General features: G+C 73.1%; 22 protein-coding genes. 10 read left to right on the forward strand and 12 right to left on the reverse strand.

The genetic code is table 11. The features are described from left to right. Positions 1-8 precede the first annotated feature (8 nt). Positions 9-734, reverse strand: coding sequence for a YebC/PmpR family DNA-binding transcriptional regulator (locus tag ABID77_RS03740; protein WP_429591059.1), 726 nt, complete (start codon positions 732-734; stop codon positions 9-11). A 246-nt stretch (positions 735-980) separates the two neighbouring features. On the opposite strand from ABID77_RS03740, the gene ABID77_RS03745 reads away from it, so the two are divergent. The 8 genes from ABID77_RS03745 to ABID77_RS03780 all read left to right on the forward strand — a co-directional run bounded on the left by ABID77_RS03745 (position 981) and on the right by ABID77_RS03780 (position 8,067). Next, on the forward strand, positions 981-2,012 hold the full coding sequence (locus ABID77_RS03745) for a Rid family hydrolase (protein WP_429591061.1): 1,032 nt from the start codon (positions 981-983) through the stop codon (positions 2,010-2,012). A 49-nt stretch (positions 2,013-2,061) separates the two neighbouring features. Continuing rightward, the gene (locus tag ABID77_RS03750) at positions 2,062-2,868 is read left to right on the forward strand and encodes a lysophospholipid acyltransferase family protein (protein WP_429591064.1); all 807 of its coding nucleotides are present in this window, start codon (positions 2,062-2,064) and stop codon (positions 2,866-2,868) included. After that, entirely contained in the window at positions 2,835-3,611 is a 777-nt protein-coding gene (locus ABID77_RS03755) for a glycosyltransferase family 2 protein (RefSeq protein ID WP_429591067.1), read from the forward strand. The genes ABID77_RS03750 and ABID77_RS03755 overlap by 34 nt, the downstream gene beginning before the upstream one ends. Continuing rightward, positions 3,608-4,342 (forward strand): phosphatase PAP2 family protein, encoded by a 735-nt coding sequence (locus ABID77_RS03760; protein ID WP_429591070.1) that lies wholly within the window; start codon positions 3,608-3,610, stop codon positions 4,340-4,342. Before ABID77_RS03755 ends, ABID77_RS03760 begins: the two co-directional genes overlap by 4 nt. Then, a complete protein-coding gene (locus ABID77_RS03765) occupies positions 4,339-4,725 on the forward strand; it encodes an acyl carrier protein (protein WP_429591073.1) in 387 nt (128 codons plus the stop codon). The genes ABID77_RS03760 and ABID77_RS03765 overlap by 4 nt, the downstream gene beginning before the upstream one ends. After that, positions 4,722-5,954, forward strand: coding sequence for a beta-ketoacyl-[acyl-carrier-protein] synthase family protein (locus tag ABID77_RS03770; protein ID WP_429591076.1), 1,233 nt, complete (start codon positions 4,722-4,724; stop codon positions 5,952-5,954). Before ABID77_RS03765 ends, ABID77_RS03770 begins: the two co-directional genes overlap by 4 nt. Further along, positions 5,951-7,054 (forward strand): DUF2272 domain-containing protein, encoded by a 1,104-nt coding sequence (locus tag ABID77_RS03775; protein WP_429591079.1) that lies wholly within the window; start codon positions 5,951-5,953, stop codon positions 7,052-7,054. The genes ABID77_RS03770 and ABID77_RS03775 overlap by 4 nt, the downstream gene beginning before the upstream one ends. Positions 7,055-7,320: 266 nt before the next feature. Then, the gene (locus ABID77_RS03780; RefSeq protein WP_429591082.1) at positions 7,321-8,067 is read left to right on the forward strand and encodes a hypothetical protein; all 747 of its coding nucleotides are present in this window, start codon (positions 7,321-7,323) and stop codon (positions 8,065-8,067) included. A gap of 16 nt (positions 8,068-8,083) precedes the next feature. Here ABID77_RS03780 and fabG read toward each other — a convergent pair whose 3' ends face one another. The 11 genes from fabG to ABID77_RS03835 form a co-directional block, all read right to left on the reverse strand. Beyond that, complete coding sequence (gene fabG, locus ABID77_RS03785; protein WP_429591085.1) at positions 8,084-8,815, reverse strand: 3-oxoacyl-ACP reductase FabG; 732 nt, start codon at positions 8,813-8,815, stop codon at positions 8,084-8,086. 53 nt (positions 8,816-8,868) lie between these two features. Next, the gene (locus tag ABID77_RS03790; RefSeq protein WP_429591089.1) at positions 8,869-10,185 is read right to left on the reverse strand and encodes a lipopolysaccharide biosynthesis protein; all 1,317 of its coding nucleotides are present in this window, start codon (positions 10,183-10,185) and stop codon (positions 8,869-8,871) included. A gap of 63 nt (positions 10,186-10,248) precedes the next feature. Then, positions 10,249-10,701 (reverse strand): hydroxymyristoyl-ACP dehydratase, encoded by a 453-nt coding sequence (locus ABID77_RS03795; RefSeq protein WP_429591092.1) that lies wholly within the window; start codon positions 10,699-10,701, stop codon positions 10,249-10,251. Further along, the gene (locus ABID77_RS03800; RefSeq protein WP_429591095.1) at positions 10,698-11,510 is read right to left on the reverse strand and encodes a class I SAM-dependent methyltransferase; all 813 of its coding nucleotides are present in this window, start codon (positions 11,508-11,510) and stop codon (positions 10,698-10,700) included. The genes ABID77_RS03795 and ABID77_RS03800 overlap by 4 nt, the downstream gene beginning before the upstream one ends. After that, on the reverse strand, positions 11,507-12,349 hold the full coding sequence (locus tag ABID77_RS03805) for a polysaccharide deacetylase family protein (RefSeq protein WP_429591098.1): 843 nt from the start codon (positions 12,347-12,349) through the stop codon (positions 11,507-11,509). Before ABID77_RS03805 ends, ABID77_RS03800 begins: the two co-directional genes overlap by 4 nt. Before the next feature lie 51 nt (positions 12,350-12,400). After that, positions 12,401-14,878, reverse strand: coding sequence for an MMPL family transporter (locus ABID77_RS03810; RefSeq protein ID WP_429591101.1), 2,478 nt, complete (start codon positions 14,876-14,878; stop codon positions 12,401-12,403). Beyond that, positions 14,875-15,501, reverse strand: a complete 627-nt coding sequence (locus tag ABID77_RS03815; protein WP_429591103.1) for a LolA-related protein — start codon at positions 15,499-15,501, stop codon at positions 14,875-14,877. Before ABID77_RS03815 ends, ABID77_RS03810 begins: the two co-directional genes overlap by 4 nt. Continuing rightward, the gene (locus ABID77_RS03820; protein ID WP_429591106.1) at positions 15,485-16,447 is read right to left on the reverse strand and encodes an acyl-CoA synthetase; all 963 of its coding nucleotides are present in this window, start codon (positions 16,445-16,447) and stop codon (positions 15,485-15,487) included. The genes ABID77_RS03815 and ABID77_RS03820 overlap by 17 nt, the downstream gene beginning before the upstream one ends. Beyond that, entirely contained in the window at positions 16,447-18,324 is a 1,878-nt protein-coding gene (locus ABID77_RS03825; protein WP_429591109.1) for an AMP-binding protein, read from the reverse strand. The genes ABID77_RS03820 and ABID77_RS03825 overlap by 1 nt, the downstream gene beginning before the upstream one ends. Before the next feature lie 98 nt (positions 18,325-18,422). Next, a complete protein-coding gene (locus tag ABID77_RS03830) occupies positions 18,423-19,067 on the reverse strand; it encodes a hypothetical protein (protein ID WP_429591112.1) in 645 nt (214 codons plus the stop codon). Between the two features lie 75 nt (positions 19,068-19,142). Beyond that, positions 19,143-19,445, reverse strand: a complete 303-nt coding sequence (locus tag ABID77_RS03835) for a phosphopantetheine-binding protein (protein ID WP_429593270.1) — start codon at positions 19,443-19,445, stop codon at positions 19,143-19,145. A 109-nt stretch (positions 19,446-19,554) separates the two neighbouring features. On the opposite strand from ABID77_RS03835, the gene ABID77_RS03840 reads away from it, so the two are divergent. Next, complete coding sequence (locus tag ABID77_RS03840) at positions 19,555-21,108, forward strand: helicase HerA-like domain-containing protein (RefSeq protein WP_429591115.1); 1,554 nt, start codon at positions 19,555-19,557, stop codon at positions 21,106-21,108. A gap of 273 nt (positions 21,109-21,381) precedes the next feature. Beyond that, positions 21,382-21,969 carry a BPSL1445 family SYLF domain-containing lipoprotein gene (locus ABID77_RS03845; protein WP_429591118.1) on the forward strand — a complete coding sequence of 196 codons (588 nt, stop codon included), beginning with the start codon at positions 21,382-21,384 and terminating at the stop codon, positions 21,967-21,969. The last annotated feature ends 15 nt before the right edge of the window (positions 21,970-21,984 follow it).

Below are 21,984 nucleotides of genomic sequence, written 5' to 3' on the forward strand. Positions count from 1 at the left end.
GCTCCCCGTCATTCCGATATCGCGGCGTTGTGGAAGACGTCCTGGACGTCGTCCAGGTCTTCGATGACGTCGAGCAGGCGCTGCATGCGCGCGCCCTCCTCGCCCGCGAGTTCGATGGTGTTCTCGGCGCGCATGGTCACCTCGGCCAGTTCGGGCACGAGGCCGGCGGCCTCCAGGGCGTTCTTGACGGCCTCGAAGTCGGCCACGGCCGTCAGCACCTCGATCGCGCCGTCCTCGCCGGTCACGACGTCCTCGGCGCCGGCCTCGAGCGCGACCTCCATGACCTTGTCCTCGTCGGTGCCGGGCGCGAAGACGAACTGGCCGCAGTGCTTGAACTGGAACGACACCGAGCCCTCGGTGCCCATGTTGCCGCCGTACTTGCTGAACGCGTGGCGGACCTCGGCCACGGTGCGCACGCGGTTGTCGGTCATGGTGTCGACGATGATGGCCGCGCCGCCGATGCCGTAGCCCTCGTAGCGGATCTCCTCGTAGCTCACGCCCTCGAGGTTGCCGGTGGCCTTGTCGATGTTGCGCTTGACGGTATCGGCCGGCAGGTTGACCGCCTTGGCCTTCTCCACCGCCAGCCGCAGCCGCGGGTTGGCGCTGAGGTCGCCGCCGCCGGTGCGCGCGGCCACCGTGATCTCACGGATGGCGCGGGTCCAGAGCTTGCCCCGCTTCTCGTCCTGGCGCCCCTTCCGATGCTGGATGTTCGCCCATTTGCTGTGTCCGGCCATGACTCTCTCTTCTCGCTGTCGCGTGTTTCTGATACCGGGGCGAGTTTACTGTCCGGCCCACGACGGTCCGGCCGCTCGCCGCGTCGCCGGACGCATTGGAGATAATCCACCGGCCCGGCATGGGTAATGCGGCCATCCGCCGCCTGCGCCCGCCGGGAGACGTCGTTCGATCGAACGCGAATTCTTCATCCATGAGCAAAACCCGTTCCAGGGGAAGGAATCATCCATGTCTATGCAGGAGCCGAAATGAGTGCACGCGATCCGGTGTTTCCCCCTCTGCGCATCGAGCGCCTGTCGCTGACCGACGGCCTGGCCCTGTCGGCGCGCGGCGCGGCACCCTTCGGCGGCCTCGGCTACGGCACGCCCGACGACCTGCCCTGGATGCCGATGGTCAACGCCCGGGTGCTCTCCGAGCGCGGCCCGATGGCGGACATCTGGCACGCCGAGGGCGCGGTGCGCTCCGGCATGACCGGCGTGGTGCGCTGGCGCACCGACGGCCACTGGGTGCTCGGCGCCATCGACCTGGACGAGTCGGCCGAGCACCGCGGCCTGGCGCACCTGTCGGAGATGGCCTATCACGACCTGTTCCGCACGCTCGAGGAGACCGGCTGCCCGCACCTGCAGCGCATCTGGAACTACCTGCCCCAGATCAACGGCGACGGCGGCGGACTGGAGCGCTACCGGCAGTTCAACATGGGCCGCCAGCAGGCCTTCCTCGACGCCGGCCAGGCCGCGTTCGACGGCGCGCCGGCCGCGTGCGCGCTGGGCATCCGCCAGGGATCGCTGTGCGTGCGCTTCCTCGCCGGCCAGGTCGCGCCGGTGCCGGTGGAGAACCCGCGCCAGGTCTCGGCCTACCGCTATCCCGAGACCTACGGCCCGCGCGCGCCCACGTTCTCGCGCGCCGCGCTGGCCGCGCTCGGCGGCGGCGACGTCGCGCTGTTCATCTCCGGCACCGCCAGCATCGTCGGTCACGAAACCGTGCACCTGGGCGACGTGCGCGCGCAGACGCACGAGACCCTGCGCAACCTCGCCGCCGTGATCGCCGCGGCCAACGACCGCACCAGCGCCGTCTTCGAGCTGGCGCGGCTGGAGGCGGTGGTGTACGTGCGTCACGTGGCCGACGCGCCGGTGGTGCGCGCGGTGCTGGACGAGGTGCTGGGCGCCGACGCGCACACCGTGCGTCACGCGGTCTACCTCGAGGCCGACATCTGCCGCCAGGACCTGCTGGTGGAGATCGAGGCGCACGCCACCGCGCCCGGCACGCTGGGCCACCCATGATCGGCGGATGCGCCCGCGCACCGGCGCGGCGACGCGGCGACGCCCGCCGATGACGCGCCTCCTGCGCGCGCTGCGCCAGTCGGCCCGCCTGCTCCTGGCGGTGCCGCTCTACGTGCTGCTGTCGATCCTGGGCGTGGTCTCGCTGGGCTGGAACGTCGTCGCCCTCGTCCTGCGGCCGCTACTGTCGCCGGAACGCGGCCGTGCGCTCGGGCGCTGGATGATCTCCTTCGCCTACCGGGTGTTCTGGTCGCTGGCCACGGCCTGCGGGATGATGCGGATCGACGCGCGCTGCCTCGACGCCCTGCGCGACGAGCGCGGGCTGATCCTCGCGGCCAACCATCCGACCATGCTCGACGCCCTGCTGATGGTGGCGCGGCTGCCGCGCAGCGCCTGCATCATGAAGGCCGGGCTGACGAAGAACGTCTTCATCGGCGCCGGCGCGCGGCTGGCGCACTACATCAGCAACGACTCGGCCCACAGCATGGTGCGCCTGGCCGTCGAGGACCTGCGCCGCGGCGGCCAGCTGGTGATCTTCCCGGAGGCCACCCGCACCGTCGAGTCGCCGCTCAACCCGTTCCGCCCCGGCATGACGCTGATCGCCAAGCTGGCGCAGGCGCCGATCCAGACCGTCTTCATCGAAACCGACTCGCCCTACCTGGGCAAAGGCTGGCCGCTGTGGCGCGTGCCGCCGCTGCCGCTGGTCTTCACCCTGCGGCTCGGCCAACGCTTCGCGCCGGCTTCCGACAGCGCGGCGCTGCTGCAGCAGGTCGAACAGTACTTCCGCCACACCATGGAACCGCGCCCCTCCGAAGCGCCTCCCGAATGCCAGACCCTTCGCGCACCCACCTCGTCCTGATCCCGAGCTACAACACCGGCGAACGCCTCTTCTCCACCGTGCGCGAGGCCCGGGCCCGCTGGAGCCCGGTCTGGGTCGTGGTCGACGGCAGCACCGACGGCACCGGCGAGCGCCTGGGCGCGCTGGCCGAAGGCGACCCCGGCCTGCGCGTGGTGCTGCTGCCTCAGAACCAGGGCAAGGGCGCCGCCGTGCTGCACGGCCTGCGCCTGGCACGCGAGGCCGGCTTCACGCACGCGCTCACCATGGATTCCGACGGCCAGCACCCGGCCGGACTGATCCCCGACTTCATGCGCACCTCGCAGAAGCGCCCGGACACCATGGTGCTCGGCCGGCCGGTGTTCGACGCCAGCGCGCCGCTCCTGCGGGTGCGCGGTCGCAAGATCTCCAACGGCTGGGCCAACCTGGAGACGCTGTGGGCCGGCGTCGGCGACTCGCTCTACGGCTTCCGGGTCTATCCGATCCCGGCGCTGATCGACGTCATGGAGCGCCAGCCCTGGATGCGCCGCTTCGACTTCGACCCCGAGGCTGTCGTACGCCTGGTCTGGAACGGCGTGAAGCCGCTCAACGTCGACGCGCCCGTGAAGTACCTCAGCGCCGCTGAGGGCGGCGTCTCGCACTTCAACTACCTGCGCGACAACGTCCTGCTCAGCTGGATGCACGCCCGCCTGATGGTCGAGTTCGTGCTGCGGCTGCCGTTGCTGGTGGCGCGGCGGCTGCGCCGACGGCCGCCGTTCCAGCCTTGAGCGCCGATCGATCGCCCTGGGCGGCGGAGATCGCGCTGCGCATGCGGCGACATTTCCTGCTGAAGTTCGCGGGCACGACGGCGTTCACCTGCCTGTTCTTCGTCGCCTACTTCCACCTGTTGCGCCACCCGGGCGGCGACGTGACGACGATGCCGCTGATGTTCGTCGACCGGTGGATTCCCTTCCGGCCCGAGGCGCTGTTCGCCTACCTCTCGCTGTGGGTCTACGTCGGCTTCGGCCCCGGTCTGCAGCGCAGTCTCGCGACGCTGGTGGCCTACGCGGCGTGGATCGTGGCGATGTGCGCCACCGGGCTGGTGCTGTTCTACCTCTGGCCGACCGCCGTGCCGCCGATGGGCTTCGACGCCTCCGGATACCCCGGCTTCGCCCTGCTGCAGGGCGTCGACGCGGCGGGCAACGCCTGTCCGTCGATGCACGTGGCCGCGGCGATGTTCACGGTGGTGCGCCTCGCCGAGATCCTGCGCACGGCCGGCGTGCCCGTGGCCTGGCGCGTCGTCAACGTCGCGTGGTTCGCGGCCATCGCCTGGTCGACACTCGCGACGCGCCAGCACGTCGCGCTCGACGCCCTGGCCGGCGCGCTGCTGGGCCTGGCCTTCGCGGTGCCCTCGATGCGCTGGCGCCCGCGCGACGACGCGGCGCCGCGATGGCGGATTGCCCGCTGGCCGTCGATATCATCCAATCCCGCTCAGAAAACGGAAGAAAACACATCATGAGTTCGCTGAAGGCACTGCAGGACCTCATCCACGAGAAATACGACATCCCGATGTCCGAGCTCGATCCCGAAGCCTCCATGCGCGACAAGGGCCTCGACTCGCTCGCGCTGGCCGAGTTCATCTTCGCGGTCGAGGACCACTTCCACGTCGTGGTGCCGGACGACGATCCGTCCATCATGTCGCTCGGCGGCCTGGCGGCGGTGGTCGACCGGCTGCTGGTCGAAAAGGCCGAGAAGGCGGACAAGACCGAACGCGCCGCCGCGAAGGTCGAGCCGACCGGGTCGGACCCGGCGAGCGGCGGCGATGCGGCCGACGGCGCCGTCGCCCCGACCGACGAACTCGCGCGGGACCCGAAGGACGCGAAGGCGTCGACGCCCGCATGACCTCCTCGCGCGACGCGGTCGTGGTGACCGGCCTGGGCGTCGCCGCGCCGCACGGCGACGATCCGGAGCGGGTGTTCGAGGCGCTGATGCGCGGCGAATCGGCCCTGCGGCCGGTGTTCGCCGACGAGCTGCCCCGCCCGGCCGCCGCCGCGACGGTCGACTTCGACGTTCGGCGCTGGTTCACCAAATTGCAGTTGCCGGGCGTCGACCGCGTCAGCCAGCTCGCGGTCGCGGCGTCGAGCCTGGCGCTGGCCGACGCCGGGCTGCCGCCCGGCGCGCCGCACGGCATCGACGCCACGCGCATCGGCGTCTTCGTCGGCTGCGGCATGGGCGGCGCCACGGCCCTGGAGACCGCCTACCGCGGCGGCGCGCGCGTGCCGCCGCTGACCATCCCCGCTTTCATGCCCAACGCGCCGGCCGCGCACGTCGCCATGCGCCACGGCGTGCACGGACCGGTGCTGAGCTACTCGGTGGCCTGCGCGTCGTCGGCCATCGCCATCGCCGAGGCCGCCAAGGCGGTGCGCAGCGGCGAGGTCGACCTGGCCATCGCCGGCGGCGCCGAGGCGCTGATCGTGCCCGGCGTGGTGCTGGCCTGGCAGGCGATGCAGACGCTCGCGGGCTTCGCTCCGGGCGAGGCCGCCAGCGCCGTGCGGCCCTTCGCCGCCGAGCGCAGCGGCTTCGCGCTCGGCGAGGGCGCGGCCTTCCTGATCCTGGAGTCCGCCGCCCACGCCGCCCGGCGCGGCGCCCGCAGCCACGCCACGCTGGCCGGCTGGGGCGCGAGCTGCGACGCCACCCACCTCACCAAGCCCGATGCCGCCGGTCAGGCCCGCGCCCTGCGCGCGGCCCTGTCCATGGCGGGCCTGGCGCCCAAGGACGTGGGCTACTGCAACGCCCACGGCACCGCGACGCGCATCGGCGACGCCGTGGAGAGCGAGGCCCTGGCGCAGGTCTGGGGCGACGACCTCGACCGGCTGCGCGTCAGCTCGACCAAGGCGCTGCACGGCCACCTGTTGGGCGCGGCGGGGGCCCTGGAGGCGGTCGTCACCGTGCTGGCCCTGCGTCGGGGCGAGCTGCCGCCCAACGCCCACTGCGAGACCGTGGACCCGGCGATCCCCCTGAACCTGATGCGCGATGCCGGCCACGCGGCGCCCGACCTCCGAGCCGCGATCAGCAGCTCGTTCGCCTTCGGCGGCAGCAACTCGGTGCTGGCGTTCACGCGGCCCGCATGAGCGCTCGGCCGGCCGGCACGCCGTCGCCGCTGCCGCTGCCGCTGCCGCTGCCGCTGCCGATGGTCGGTCGACGCCTTCGAACGGCTGCCGCGCATGCCGCCCCGGCGCTCGGCGCCCTGCTGCTCGCCGCCGCCGGGACGGCCTCGGCGCAGGCTTCACGATGCCTCGACACGGCGACGCTTCCCACGCCGCCCCGCGCGATCGCCATGGCGGAGGCGGCGGCCGCCGAACACGCCCTGTTCGGCGGTCAGGCCCTGGATGCCGAAGGCCGGATGGTGCGTGCCGGCGCATCCGAGGCGGAGGACATGTTCCCGGGGCGTCGCAGAATCCTCTCGTCCGCGCCGTGGGAGCGCGTGCTCGGCTACTGGCAGGCCGTCCAGGATGCCGACGGCCGAGCGTCCGGCCTGCCCGACCAGGTGCGCTTCGGCGCGTTGCGCCCGGCTTCACGTCGCCTGCTGACCCAGGCGCTGGACCAGGCCACGGCACCGCGCCTGCGCGGCCTGGGCGCCGGACCCGGCCAGGGGCTGGAGTCGACCGAATTGCGCGCGGCGAGCGTGGCGCTCGACCGCGTCGCGGTCATGGACACGCCCTGGTCGGCCGCCTTCGTCAGCTGGCTGGCGCGCACCGCCGGCCTGAACGCCGGCGAGTTCGCGTTCTCCGAAGCGCATGCCGACTACGCCGGTGCCGCGTGGCGGGCCGGCGTCGCCGAGGCGGCCGGCCAGGACACGCGCTCCGCCCTGCGGGCCTGCGACCTGACCACGACCCCGCCACGCGTCGGCGACCTGGCCTGCCAGACGCGCGGCGCCGGCGCCGGGCTCGACAGCTTCGACGCCCTGGGCCGCGTGCTCGCCGAGCGTCCGACCGGCGGCGAGGCCGTGCCGATGCATTGCGACGTCGTGACCGCCGTGGACGCCGACGGCTTCGACGCCGTGGGCGGCAACGTGCTGCAATCCGTCACCCTGCGCCGCCTGGCGTTCGCTCCGGGCACCCGTCGGCTCGATCCGAGCTACCGGCCCGACGGCTGCGCGGTCGGCGCGGACGGCTGCGTCGACCGTCACCTGAGCCGGCAACCCTGGTCGCTGCTGCTGCAGTGGCGTTGAGGCGGCATTCCACGGGCGACACGTCCGTGCGGCCTTCCTGTCGAGCCGCCCAGGAAACATCCCGCCACCGGGCTTACCCTGATAAGTAGTAAGCTGAAAGCATTCATCGAATGAAGGAGGTGGACAGCATGTCGGTCGTTTGCGAGACTTGCGGAACGTCCAATCGCGACACGGCGATGTTCTGCATCGGCTGCGCGGGACGTCTGCCGGCGTTTGTCGCGACGGGACCGTCGGCCCTCGAGGCGATGGGCGTCCCGTCCCCCGCCGTGCGTACGCCGGCCCGCGCGGAGCGTCCGCGCGCCGGCGTCGCGACGGTGGCCGAGACCCCGGCGTTCTGGCTGATGCTCGGCCTGGCGGGCCTGGTCGCCGTGGCGATGGCGGCCGGCGGGTACCTGTTCGACCGACGCGCCGGTGCCGGCACGCCGACGTCGACGAGCGAGAACCTCGCGGCGGCCGGCGCCGCCCGAGATCCAGCGCCGGCCGCGTCGGCATCCTCGGCGACACGCCCGGCACCGGCTGCGGTGTCGGCCGCACCTCCGGTACCGGTGGCGGATGCGATCCCGTCGCCCCAGGAATGGCTCGACAAGGCCGAGGAACTCGTCGACAGCGTGGTTCCGCGCCTGACCGGCACGTCGCCGTCGTCCTCGCCGGCGCCGCTGACGCCGCTGGTCCCCGCGCCCCTGGCGCGCGACGACATCGGACCCGACGCCCCGGCCCGCGTCGTCGCGGCCTTCTACGGCGCGCTGGCGGCCGGCGACGGCGAGGCGGCGGCGGCGGTCATCACGCCGGCCAAGCGCGACGTCGGTCGCTTCTCGAAGGAACGCATGACGCGGTTCTACGGTTCGTTCAGCGAGCCGCTGTCGATCCGCTCGATCCGTCAGATCGACGCCCACGCCGTCGAGGCGCGCTACACCTACCGCGCGACGCGCTCCGTCTGCGAAGGCGTGGCGCTGGTGCGGACCGAGCGCGTCGCCGACCAGACCGTGATCCGCAGCATCCGCGCCAATTGCTGAGCCGCCGGGCGCGGGCTCAGATCATCCCGCCGTTGATCGAGATCACCTGGCCGGTGATGTAGGCGGCGTCGGGGCCGGCCAGGAAGGCGGTCAGCGCGGCCACCTCGTCGGGCGTGCCGGCGCGCTTCATGGGCACCATCTGCTGGATCACCGCCGGGTCGAACACGGCGTCGGCCATGGGCGAGGCGATGATCCCCGGCGCGATGGCGTTGACCGTGACGCCGCGCGAGGCCACCTCCAGCGAGAGCGACTTGGTGGCGCTGTTGAGCGCGCCCTTGGCGGCGGCGTAGTTGACCTGGCCGCGGTTGCCGGTGAGCGAGGCGACCGAGGAGATGTTCAGGATGCGGCCCCAGCGCGTGCGCATCATCGGCAGCAGCAACGGCTGGGTGACGCGGAAGAAGCCGTTGAGCGAGACGTCGATCACCTTGTGCCACTGCTCGGGCCGCATGCCGGGCATCACGGCGTCGTCGTGCACGCCGGCGTTGTTGACCACGATCTGCACCGGGCCGCCCGCGAGCATGGCCGCGCAGCCCGCGGCCGTGGCCTCGTCGCTGCGCAGGTCGAAGACGTGGCACTCGGCCGTGCCGCCGTCCGCGCGGACGGCCTCCGCCAGGGCCTCGACCGCTTCCGGTCGCGAACTGGCGTGCAGCAGCACGGTGGCGCCGTCGCGGGCGAGGCGGCGGGCGATGGCGGTGCCGAGCGCGCCGCTGGCGCCGGTGACGAGGGCGCGTTTGCCGGTGAGGGTCATGGTGAAGAAGGACGTCGGGTGGATGGATCGGACGGCGGCGTCGCGGCGGTCGGTCAGGTCGGAGCGCCGGTCTTCTCGGCCTTGCGCAGGACGACGATCCGGAAGAAGAAATAGGCCAGGTACATCACCAGGCCCCAGACGGCGTTCCACAGCGAGTAGACGAGCACGCCCTCGGCCGTGGAGAGGTCGAGCGTCATGATCAGCAGCACCTGCACCAGCACGCTGGAGACGATGTTGATGACCGGCATCAGGATCCAGGTCCGGGCGATCAGGAGGCCGTAGATGATGCCGACGATCATCGAGATGCAGTTGCCCAGCACGCTCAGGAACAGCTCGAAATCGAGCCCCTGGTAGTTCTTGCCCAGCAGCAGCAGCATCTGCGCCGGGAAGAACCAGGCCAGCAGCGACGCCACCGCGCTGATCCCGAACAGCACGCCCATCACGATGCCGAAGCCCTTGACCAGCGTGGCCGAATCCTCCTGCAGGCGGGCGAAGCGCGGGATGGCCAACGTCGAGAACATGGAGCCGACCACCGTCAGGATGGCCGCGAGCCGCCCGAGCGCGCCGATCTGGGCGATGGACTCGGTGTTGCCGTAGATCGAGATGAGCCAGATCGACAGCTGGCCCGACAGGCAGTAGTAGATGGCGCCGGGCAGCGCCCGCTTGACCATCTTCAGGATGTCCTTGCGCACGACCGGATCGGCCGGGCGGGAGAAGTCCGTGAACTTCTCCGAGATCCTGCGCAGCCGGATGTTGGCCCAGATGCGCGGCAGGCCGTTGGACAGGATGGCCACGGCGGCCCAGGGCAGCGCGAACAGCCCGGCGACCAGCAGGGCGAGCCGGGCGACGTTGACCTGGATCTGGTTCTTCTGCAGCGGGATGATGTCCTGGTGCAGCCGCACAGGGACCTCCAGCAGGTCCTCTGTCAGCGCGGCGTAGAACGTGGGTCCGAACGCCAGGACGATCAGCACGGCGAACTGCCAGGCCGCGCCGTGCTTGGTCAGCAGCACGAACAGGATCGGCACCGACACGGCCAGGCTGGCGGCGGCGAACTTGCGCCGCAGTTCGACCCCGGTGGCCACCACCTCGCCCAGCGCGGCCTTGTCCTGCCAGCAGCGCGCGCCGTGCGCCAACACGCCGTTGGAGATGCCGGCGTCGGCCAGCGTCACCAGCGTGCCGAACATGGTGTAGGCCAGCGTGTAGTAGGCGTACTCCTGCGTCGAGAGCATGTGGACGATCAGGAAGCCGCTGAGGACGCCGACGCCCTGGACGATCATCTGGGCCGATCCCATGACCGAGATCAGCATGCCCCACTCGAAGATCTTGGCGTACTTGGGATGGGCGCGGGCGCGCCGCAACAAGGTTTTCATGGGGATCTTCTTCGCGGTGGACCGGTCAGGTCACAATTCGACACGGATTCTGGCAGATGTGGGTCACGGGATCGCCCGGTTGAGCACCACCACCGCCCGGCCCTCGGCCAGGACGGCGTCCTTCGTGTCTTTCACCACGAATTCGTAGAGGATCTGTTGCGCATCCCCCGACAGCCGCCGGGCGTGGATCCGCAGTTCGCCCGGGATGTCGTCGAAGCGCGCGACCGAGAAGCGCACGTTGCGCGCGCTCGCCAGGAAGCCGGCCGAGGGCTCGGCGTCGGGCGGCGCGAGCAGGCCGCCGTGCAGCGCCATGGCCTGCGCCGCGTACTCGATCAGGTTGGGCGCCAGCAGGCCGCCGGCCGTGCGCAGCGGGTTGTCGGCGTTCGCATGGCTCGCGGTCGCGCAGTGGATGGCCTCGGCGTCCCAGGCTTCGAGGCGGTCGAGCAGGCACATGCTGCCGCCGTGCGGGATGCGTCGGGCGATGCCGGCGCGGTCGAGGGTCTGGGGCTGCGTCATGTCGGGCGGTGCGAGGAGGTGTCGTGGGCGGCGGGCAGGTCGGCGACGAGCAGCACGTTGGCGAACGGCGTGCCCTCGCTCATGGGCACGCTCTGCACGGTGAAGCCGAGCCGGGCGAGCAGCGCCTTCCACTCGGGCAGCGTGCGGCCCCAGGTCGGCGAGACGCGGTGGCCGCGCACGCGCGTGACGGTGCGGTCGACCCACTGGCTGACCGCGAAGCCGCGCGCGCTCGACGCGTCGCCGATGCGCAGCAGCAGCCGCCCGCCCGAGCCGAGCGCGTCGCGCACCCGCACGAGCACGCCCTCCTGCGCCGTCAGGTCGACGTAGTGCAGCACGTCCAGGATCACCACCAGGTCGCAGGCCGGCAGCTCGGCCGTGCACATGTCGGCGCAGACGATGTGCGGCGATGGCCGCAGGTGGGCGAGCGAGGCCTGGGCGCGCGCCACGTCCTTGGGCATGAGTTCGATGCCGGTGTAGTCGACGCGCGCGGGCGTCGAGGTCCAGCGCGCCGGCCAGCGGCCCTGCGCCTGCATCGCCGCGGCCACCGACAGCAGGCTGGCGATCAGGCTCTGGCCGCTGCCGATGTCGACCACGCGCTCGCGCTGCGGGCCGATCAGCCCGCGCTCGATCAGGCCGCGGAAGACCGGGTCGCGCCCGAGCTTGCCGCGCGCGAAGTGCCAGGCGAAGCGGCCGCCCTGGCGGTACGGCGCCGTGGCCTCGTCGTGCAGGCGGTGCCAGGCGGCGTCGGCCGTGGGCGGCGGCGCGGTGGCGGCGGTCACGGTGGCGGGCGGAGGTGCGTCGACCTTCATTCGGAGAGTCCCTGGGTCAAGGTGACGGCGCGCAGGCCGTCGGTTTCGAAGCGCTCGAGCAGGCGCGGCAGCACCTCGAGCACCACCGGCCGGCCCTGCGCAGTGCGCGCGGCGTTGCCGTCGTGCAGCAGCAGGATGTCGCCGGGCGCCAGATCGCGCGTCAGGCGCGCCAGCACGCGCCGTGGATCGCGATCGCGGGTGTCGAAGCCGCGCCGCGTCCAACTCACCAGCCGCAGGCCCAGCCGGTGCAGCACGGGGGCGAGGAACGGGTTGCGCAATCCGGCCGGCGCGCGGAAGCAGCCCGGCGTCTCGCCGGTGATGCCGGCCAGCATCGCCTGCGCGCGCGCGATCTCGGCGGCGTAGCGGCGCGGGCCGAGGAAGGAGAAGTCGTGGCGATGCCGCTCGGTGTGGTTCTGCACGCTGTGGCCGCGTTCGACGATCTCGCGCGCGAGCGCCGGATGGGCGGCGGCGCGCTCGGCGATGCAGAAGAAGGTCGCGCGCTGGCCATGCGCGTCGAGCAGGTCCAGCACCTGCGGCGTGACCTCGGGGTCGGGGCCGTCGTCGATGGTCAGGGCCACCTCGCGGCGCGCGACGGCCGCCGCGGGCAGCCGCGTGACGTTGGCGCCCAGCCAGCGGCTGCGCGGCGTCAGGCCGACGCCGGTGATCAGGACGTGGTTGAGCGCCACCGCGCCCAGCGCCCACGGCCCCGCGCCGGGGACCCACACGGCGGCGCCGAGCGCGGCGACGTGCAGGCCGGCACTGGCGGTCACCAGGCGCGGCAGCGGCCAGCGCCCAGGCGACGGAGCGCCGGTGTCGGAGGCAGGGGCGGAAGAGGACATGGCGGGGCGGAGGGAATCGGGTCGGTGGAGGGTGGGTCGGTGCGACGAGGTTCAGCGCGGCACCGGGGGCACGGCGTCCACCCGCGCGCCCTCCCCGATCGACGGACCGCGGCGCGCGAACGCGGCCGACAGCAGCAGCGCCAGCAGCGCCCCCGGCGCCACGACCCGCCCGATGGCCGACAGCGCCGGGATGTCGGAGACGGCGATCAGGCCGAAGGACACCACGGTGGTCAGGTTGGCCAGCATCAGCGAGGCCAGCGTGTCCTCGTCGGCGCGGCCGGTGACCTGCAGCTGGTCGAAGAACAGCGCGTAGTTGGAGCCGACCGCCACGATCAGCAGCAGCCCCACCAGGTGCAGGATGCCCAGCGGCACGTGCAGCGCCGCCATCCCGCCGAGCGTCAGGACCACCGCCAGCAGCAGCGGCTGGCACACCGCGACCAGCCGGCGCGGCGAGCGCAGGTAGAGCCCCAGCAGCACGACCACCGCCGTCGCCCCCAGCAGCACCTGCACGAAGGCCTCGTGCAGGTAGCGGTCGTAGAGGCTGCCCAGCTCGCGGCCGATGTCGACCACCTGCACCTGCGGCAGGGGCGCCAGCGCGGCGGCGAGCTTCGCGGCGTCGAAGCGCTCGGTGGTGTGCAGCGCGATCAGCGAGGCCCAGCCGCCGCCAGGGCGCTCGAACAGCAGCGCCCGCACGATCGGCGCCAGCGTGCCGTCGGTGAAATCCGCCCGCGTGACCGGTGGCATGGCCCGCGCGGCCTCGACGGCGGCGACGAAGGGCTCGAGGCGCTCGGGCGCGAGCGGCAGGTCGGTGGCGGCCTCGGCCAACCGGGCGCGCAGGGTCGCCGCGTCGGGCAGGCTGGCCAGGCGCTCGCGCTGCACCGCCTCGCTCGGCAACAGGCGCGCGACGCTCTCGTAGCCGGCCAGCCGGCCCTCGGCGACCAGCGCGTCGAGCCGCTCGCCGGCGGCCTCGGTGGCGCGCAGTGCCGACTGCACGTCGTCGGCCTGCACCACCACCAGCGTGCCGCCGTCGCTCGCGCCGATGTCCGCGCGCAGGCTGGCGTCGAGGTCCTGCGCGGCCTGCGAGATCGGGCTCATCGAGGACAGGTTGGCGCGCCAGAGGTGACCGCCCTGCCAGGCCATCAATCCCAGCGCGCCGATGCCCAGCGCGACGAAGACACTCCGCAGGCGCGGCAGCACCCGCACGATGCCGCCCGCGAGCTGCGCCATGCGGTGGCGCATGCCCATCCCGGTGGCGCCGTCGGGCGCGAGCATCGGCAGGCCGTGGCGCGTGACGAAGGCGGCGGCCACCAGGCCGGCGATGGAGAACACGCCCAGCTGCGCCAGCCCCGGGAAGCCCGAGAACAGCAAGGCCGCGAAACCGACCACCGAGGTCAGCAGGCCCAGCCGCACGGTCGGCCAGTTGAGGTCGCGCCAGCGCTGCCAGCCGGTGCCGGGCACGGCGGCGCCGCGCGCCTGGATCAGGTAGTAGATGGCGTAGTCGACGGTCTCGCCGATGAGGGTGCTGCCGAAGCCCATCGTCAGCCCGTGCACCGAGCCGAAGACCAGTCCCACGGTGGCGGTGCCGGCCACCACGCCGGTGAGCACCGGCAGCACCGCGATCACCAGCGCGCGCGGCGAGGCGAAGGCCGCCAGCAGCAGCGCCCCCATCACCAGGGCGCCGACGACGGCCAGGTGGATCGCCTCGCCCTTGATCTTGTCGCGGCTCTCCACCGAGAACACCGGCGCGCCGCTCAGGAGCAGCCTGGGCGCCGTGGCCGACGCGCCGCCGGCGCCCGCGGGGGCCGGTGCCAGCGTGGCGACCGCGCGATCGAACTCGGCCCGGATGCGCGCCACCGCCGCCGCCTGCGCGTCGATGTCGCTGCCCGAGGCCTTGGTCGTGGCCAGCAGCAGCGCGCGCGGCGCCGTGCGCGAGACCCACACGCCCTCCTCCGTGCGTGGCGAGGTCGCCGGGATCAGCACCTCGGCGACGCGCGCGGTCTCGCCGGTCGGATCGCGCTCGAACAGCGGGCGCATCAGGTTGCCCGCCGGCGTGCCCAGCATCGAGATCGTGTCGCCGATGGCGTCGCGCAGGCCGTCGGCGGTGAAGCGCCCGGCGGCGACGTCGGGCGAGAGCTGGTAGCGGCGGTCGAAGACGAAGGTGCCGGCGTCCTTCCAGTCGGTGGTGTCGCCGTTCTGCACCTGCTCGTAGAGGCCGCTGGCGCGCATCGCCTTGCCCAGCGCGCGCGAGACGTCGGCGCGCTGGGCCGCGCCGGTGCCGCCCTCCACGCCCGCCATCAGCGTGCGCGAGGCGACGCCGCTCTGCAGCTGCTCGATCAGCACGCGCTGGCGCGCGTCGGGGCTGGCCGGCAGGAAGGCCGAGAGGTCGGCGCTGAAGGGCGTGCGCGCGATGACCGCCGCGCCGGCCAGCACCAGGGCCAGCCACACCAGCAGCACCACGGCACGGCGCGTCCGGCCCGGCCCGGCTCCGGCCGACGGCGACGGCACGCGCGAACCGGCCGGCCGCCTCATCGGTCGGGCGAGATGGTCATGACCGAGCGGTCGCCGCCGCGGAACTGCATCTCCACGCCCAGCACCTCGCCGCCGCTGCCGCTCAGGCGGAAGGCGTCGATCTGCTGCGCCAGGCGGGCGTCGACCGGCGCCAGGTCGAGCGTCCATTGCGCGGCGCTGCCGCCGAGCGTCGGCTTGAAGTAGCGCTCCAGCACCGTGCCGTTGCCCGCCAGCGTGGCCCGCATCGCCTCGACCAGGCCGAGCAGTTCGGGCACGCTGTCGAGCGTCATGCTGCGGGTGCGGCCGCCGCGCGTGAGGGTCAGGTTGTTGCCGTCGACGGCCATGGTCTCCGCGCGCGGCGAGGTGGTGCGGCGCACCAGCCGGTCGGGCGCGGTGAAGCTCAGGGTGCCGGCGGCGTTGAGCGGGCCGTCGAAGCCGCGCACGTGGCGCTGCTCGACGAAGCGCGCCTCGGCGTGCTGGCGCTTGGCCAGCAGGCCCATCAGCTCGGGCAGGTCGAAGGCCCAGGCCGGCGCCGCCGCCAACCACAGCAGCGCGGCCAGCGCGACGGAAACGCCGGGCATGGCGGAGGACCGGATGCCGCCGCCGGAGCGCCGCCGCCGCAGCGCGTCAAGGCGCGTCTTCAAGCCAGAAATCATGGAAGTTGAACCAGTTGTAGGGGTGGGCGCGGCACAGGGATTCCAGCCGCGCGACATAGGCCTGGACGGCCGCCTGGATGCGCCGCTCCCGCTCGGCCGGGTCCTTGACGCGCTCGCCGAAGTCGGCCAGCGGCTCGAACGTCACATCGTAGCGGGCACCGCCGCGGTAGACGCCGGCCATGAAGTACACCTTGCGCCGCAGCAGCGCCGCGAGCCGGAACGGGCCGTCGTTGAAGGCCGCCGGCCGGCCGAGGAACGGCAGCACCACCGTGCCGCCGCGGTGCTCGCGCGGCGGCGCCGACGGGCCGTCGTCGGCCGGCAGCGTGCGGTCGGCCAGCAGGCCGCCCAGCCCGCCGCCGTCGAGCCAGTCGCGCAGCGCCAGCATCGAATGCGGCTGCCCCAGGGCGATGACGTGCGGGCGCATCTCGGGCACGCTGATCGCCTCCAGGACGGCGACGATGCGCTGGGCGTTGCTGGTGAACATCAGCATGGCCACGCGCAGGGCCTCCTGGTCGGCGCTCTGCCGCTTGCAGGCGCCCAGGGCCTCGAAGCTGCCGAAGTGCGCGCCGATCAGGAACGCGCCGCGGCCGGCGAAGGCCTCGGCCTCCACCGGCGCCTGCCCGGCGACGCGGACGTCGAACAGGTCGAGTCGCCCGCGCAGCAGGTAGACGCGGTCGAGCAGGGTCGAGGCGAAGGTGTGGAACAGCCGGTAGGCGTCGATCCAGCCGGCCTCCGGGCCGATCGCCCGGCGCAGGTAGTGCCGCACGTGACGCCGGGACGCCGGGGAGGAGACCAGGAAGTAGGCGCACACCGGCGGCAGCAGCCAGCGCGTGGCGCGGCGTCCGAAGGTCAGCGCCATCCAGCACATGAAGCGCAGCGCCAGCATGTTGCTGCGCTCGGGCCTGCGGGTCCAGTCGCCCGCCGTGTGCTCCATCAGCGCGCTCCCGCCGATGCCGGTGCCGCCACGGGCACCGCCGCGCCGGCGACCCAGCGCCCGCTGGCGGCCACCGTGTCGCCCAGGCGGACCTCGAAGCGCACGCCGCGCGCCGCGCCGCTCTCGGGCAGCAGTTCGACGAGGAGTTCGGCGCCGGGGCGCACCGGAGCCAGGAACTTGACGGCGGCGAGCGTGGGCGTCGGCCCCAGTCGCGCCACCATGGCCGGCACGCGCCGCAGCACCTCCGTCACCTCGGCCACCAGCAGCGCGCCCGGCAACAGCGGCTGGCCGGGGAAATGCCCGGCGAAGGCGGGATGGTCGACCGGCACCTCGTGCGTGACGCGCACGGGCGTGTCGTCGCCGGCGAGCTGCGCCAGCGCGAACTCGCGCAATGCGCGCGCCGTCAGCTTGCCCGTGCCCTCGCGCGGCAGCGACGCCACGTGCACCACGCGCCGCGGCACGAAGACCGACTCGACGCGCTGGCGCAATGCCGCGACCACCTCGGCCGCGCCGAGCGTCGGCGCGACGACGAAGGCCACCGGCCGCACCACGCCGTCGGCCTGCTCGTCGGGCAGCCAGAAGGCGCCGTCGTCCACGCCGGCGATGCTGTTGAGGTGGTAGTTCAGGTGCCCGAGCGAGCTGCGCTTGCCGGCGACGTGGATCAGGTCGTTGGAGCGGCCCAGCAGGCGGAAGCGCCGGTCGTCCAGCAGCTCGAGCACGTCGGCCATCGGCGTGGGCTGGGGGATGAAGTCGCCCTCGAAGACGAAACGCTCGGCGGCGCCGGCACCGACGGGAGCGCCGGAAGCACCGGGAAGGTCCGCCGCGGCGTCGGCGCGCACCCGGATCGCGCCGAAGGTCTCCCAGACCTCGCCGACCGTCGGCCGCCGCGCGGCGACCTGGCCGGACTCGGTGCTGCCGTAGATCTCGACCAGCACGCCGTCCGTGGCGGCCTCGGCCTGGGCCGCGAGCTGCGGCGACAGCGGCGCGGTGGCCGACAGGATCAGATCGACCGGCGGCAGCGCGATGCCCGAGAGCAGCAAGGTCTTCAGGTGGAACGGCGTGGTGACCAGCGCGCGCGGCCGCGGCACGGACGCCAGCGCAGCGGCGATGTCGGCCGGGAAGAACGGGCGGCCGCTGTCGAAGGCGGCGCCGCCCAGCAGGGCCAGCAGCGCCGAGGACTCGAGGCCGTAGCTGTGCTGCACCGGCACGGTCGCGACCAGGGTCAGTTCGTCGAGCGACGGCCGGCCGATGAAGCGCGCCAGGCGGCCGACGGCGGCGGCGACGTCGCCGCACAGCGTGGTCCAGGCCTTGGCGTGCGGCTGCGGCACGCCGGTGGAGCCGGAGGTCAGCAGGCTGACGGCATGGAGGCCGGCCGGGATGCCGGGCACGGGGACGTCGGATGCGGTGCCCTCGCCCGCGGTCGAGACCTTCGCGCCGCCGGCCCCGGCCGCGCCGAAGGGCACCAGCACGCGCGGCAGGTCGTGCGTCTCCAGCGAGGGCTCGTCGGTCAGGGCGACCAGGTCGCCGTGCGACCGGCGCAGGCGTTCGAGCGTGTCGGGCCGGGCGTCGGGCGGCAGCAGGCTGGGCTGCCCGTTCACCAGCGCGGCGCCCAGCGCGACGGCGAAGGCGTAGCGGTCGTTGCACAGGTTGACGATCGGCCCCCCGGCGGGCATGCGCGCGGCGAGACCGCCCGCCAGCCAGGCGACGTCGCTCAGGTAGGTGCGCCCGCTCACGGGCACGCCGGCGCACCAGGCCAGCGGCGCGTCCAGGTCGCGCGCGGCCAGCAGCGGCAGCAGCGCGGCCGGCAGGCCGGCGGCACCCGCGGCGGTCGCGGACGACGGGGAGGAGGAAAGAGTGGAGGACGGTTCGTTCGACATGCCGGGGTGTGCGGGTGCTGCGAAGTCTGCGGGAGCCGCGAACTGGAGAAAGGGCTGAAGGCGCGCGGTGCGACCGGGGTGGCGAACGGCGCGGACCTTCAGGACTTGGCCGGCGGCTCGGCCACCGACGACACGCCGTAGAACGCCCGCACCGCGTCGATCATGCGGGTGCGCTGGAATTCCGGGTGGATGCGATGGCGCAGCAGGTGCTCGCCGACGAACAGCACGCCGACCAGGACCGGGCTGATCACGTTGGCCAGCAGCGACCAGGCCGGGAACGGCAACCACAGGTACACCGCGATCGAGCCCAGCGCGGTCAGCGCGAAGTAGACGGTCCAGACCCAGGTGACCTGCCGGGTGTACGCGCGCAGGCCCGGTTCCATGGACTGCACGCGGCTCGCGAACTCGCCGATCAGGGAGAGCCGGTCACCGCGCAGCGTGCCGCCGAACCAGCAGCCCAGCACGGCGTTGATGCCGAAGTGCTGCAGCACGTAGAGCCGGTCGGGGTCGCCCACCGCGCCGCGCGCGATCAGCCAGAACGCCGCCGCGCCGGCGGCGACCGCCGCCGCCACGCCCCAGCCGCCGAAACGCGCGCCGCCCAGGGCGAGCGCCGTCAGCCACAGCGGGCCGAGCAGCACCGCCATGGCCCAGGGCGCGTGCGGATGGAACACCATCATCCAGTGGGACAGGCCGGCGTAGACGATTCCCGCCAGCAGCATCGAGGCCAGGCGCGCGCGCGACATGGGTCAGTCCGGCGCCGTGCGGCGCTTGCGGGAACGCGCCGCCGACCCGACCCGTCGCACGTGCGGGCGGACCATTCAGGCGGCCGGCGCGCGGTGCTGCTCGACGTGCGTGGCGAGCGTGCGCAGCGACTGGAAGATCTGCTGGTTGCGCTCGTCGTCCGAGCGCAGCTGGAAGCCGTAGCGGCGCGAGACCTCGAGGGCCACTTCCAGGATGTCGATCGAATCCAGGCCCAGCCCCTCGCCGTAGAGCGGCGCGTTGGGATCGACGTCCGCCGCGGCGACCTCGAGATTGAGCGAATCGACCAGCAGCACGGCGAGCTCGTGCTCCAGGGGCGTCTGCCCGGAAGCACTGTCGACGGCGGGAACGGAAGGGGGAATCGATGACACGCAAGCTCCTGAAAACGGTTGCACGGGATGCCCGCGAGGGCGGCGAATTATAGGAGGGGGTTTTCGCTAGACTGGCCGCCCCGACCACCCCGGAGCCCCCATGGCCGACCCGCTCTTGATCGCCCGCCACGCCGCCACCGAATGCTTCCTGCTGCCCGGACTGGCGAACCGCCACGGACTGATCACGGGCGCCACGGGCACCGGCAAGACCGTCACGCTGCAGACGCTGGCCGAGCGGCTCTCGAGCATCGGCGTGCCGGTGTTCCTGGCCGACGTCAAGGGCGACCTCGCCGGCATCGGCCAGACCGGCGCCGTCGCCGGCAAGCTGGCCGCGACGCTGGCCGAGCGCGGCATCGAGCCGCCCGCCCCGCTCGCCTGCCCGGTCACGCTGTGGGACGTGTTCGGCGAGCAGGGCCACCCGGTGCGCGCCACGGTCTCCGACATGGGTCCGCTGCTGCTCGGGCGCATGCTCGACCTCAACGACACCCAGGCCGGCGTGCTCAACCTGGTGTTCCGCATCGCCGACGACCACGGCCTGCTGCTGCTCGACCTGAAGGACTTGCGCGCCATGCTGCAGCACGTGGGCGACAACGCGAGCCGGTTCACCACCGCCTACGGCAACGTCAGCGCCGCGAGCATCGGCGCCATCCAGCGCGGCCTGCTGCAGATCGAGAGCCAGGGCGGCGGTAAATTCTTCGGCGAACCGATGCTCGACATCCGCGACCTGATGCAGACCGTCGGCGGCCAGGGCGTGGTCAACATCCTGGCCGCCGACAAGCTCATGAACGCGCCGCGGCTCTACGCCACCTTCCTGCTGTGGCTGCTGTCGGAACTGTTCGAGCACCTGCCGGAGATCGGCGACCCCGACAAGCCCGTGCTGGCCTTCTTCTTCGACGAGGCGCACCTGCTGTTCAAGGACGCGCCCAAGGCGCTGGTCGAGCGCATCGAACTGGTGGTGCGACTGGTGCGCTCCAAGGGCGTGGGCGTGTACTTCGTGACGCAGAACCCGCTGGACATCCCCGACACCGTGCTGGCCCAGTTGGGCAACCGCGTGCAGCACGCCCTGCGCGCCTTCACCCCGCGCGACCAGAAGGCCGTCAAGGCGGCGGCCTCGACCATGCGCCCCAAACCCGGCCTCGACCTGGAGGCCGCCATCACCGAACTCGCCGTCGGCGAGGCCCTGGTGAGCCTGCTCGACGACAAGGGCCGCCCGAGCGTGACCGAGCGCGTGTTCGTCCTGCCCCCGGGCAGCCGGCTCGGCCCGATCACGGCGGCCGAACGCCAGGCGCTCATGGCCGGTTCGCTGGTCGCCGGCGTCTACGAGCAGGCCGTCGACCGCGAATCGGCCTACGAGAAGCTGCAGGTGCGCGCGGCGAGCGCGCCGTCCGCGCCGGCGTCGCCCGGCGCGGCGGGTCCCGTCGGCACCGCCGGTCCGATCGGTGCCGGGGCCCCGGCGGACGGCGCGTCCGGCGGCGGGCTGATGGGCGGCCTCAACGACCTGCTGTTCGGCCACACCGGCCCGCGCGGGGGCCGCCACGACGGCCTGGCGCAGACCATGGCCCGGTCGGCCGTGCGCACCATCGGCACCAGCGTCGGCCGGGAGATCCTGCGCGGCGTGCTCGGGGGCATCTTCGGCGGCAAGAAGACGCGCTGAACCGGTCGTCGGCGGCGCCCGCTCGCGTGTCGCGGGCCGGGCGGGACCGGCGGGTCGAGCCCGGGGTTTCGGTCGAAGAACGCCGAAATCGGGGTCGGACGACGGCCCGGCAGACACGGGGGCCGATGGCGCGACCTCGCGTAGGCGAGCGTCGGCATCGTCCCGTTCGGCCGAAAACCGGCGATCCGGACCACTAGGATGCGCAGGCAGGCCGGCAGCCCACCTCAAGCACGGCGACGACAGGCCTGGTTCATTTCAAAGGAAAGTTGTCTCATGCAAGTCACATCGCGCATTCGCACCCTCGCCACCCTCACCGCCATCGCGGCCTGCAGCGTCGCCTTCGTCGGTTGCACCACCACGCGCCCGGGCGACACCGGATCGACCTCGTCGGCCCGCACCTCGCTCGACGCCCAGGCCGACGCGGCCCTGTCGAAGCTCTACCAGACCGTGCCGGGCTCGCGCGAGCTGGTCGCCAAGTCGCAGGGCGTGCTGGTGTTCCCGGCCGTCGTCGGCGCCAGCCTGGGCGTCGGCGCCGAATACGGCCGCGGCGTGCTGCGCACCGGCGGCCGCTCGCAGGCCTACTACAGCACCACGGCCGGTTCCATCGGCTTCCAGGCCGGCGCCCAGTCCAAGGCCGTGATCTACCTGTTCACCACCCAGGAATCGCTGGCCAAGTTCCGCAGCAGCAAGGGCTGGACCGCCGGCGCCGACGCCACCGTGGCCCTCGCCACCATCGGTGCCAACGGCTCGGTCGACACCAACACCATCCGCCAGCCCGTGGTCGGCTTCGTGCTGACCAACGTCGGCCTGGAAGCCGGCGTGTCGGTGCAGGGCGCGAAGATCAGCGAGATCTCGCTCTAAGCGACGGTCGCTCCC

The organism is Variovorax sp. PvP013 (assembly GCF_050435945.1).
GTDB lineage: Bacteria > Pseudomonadota > Gammaproteobacteria > Burkholderiales > Burkholderiaceae_C > Variovorax.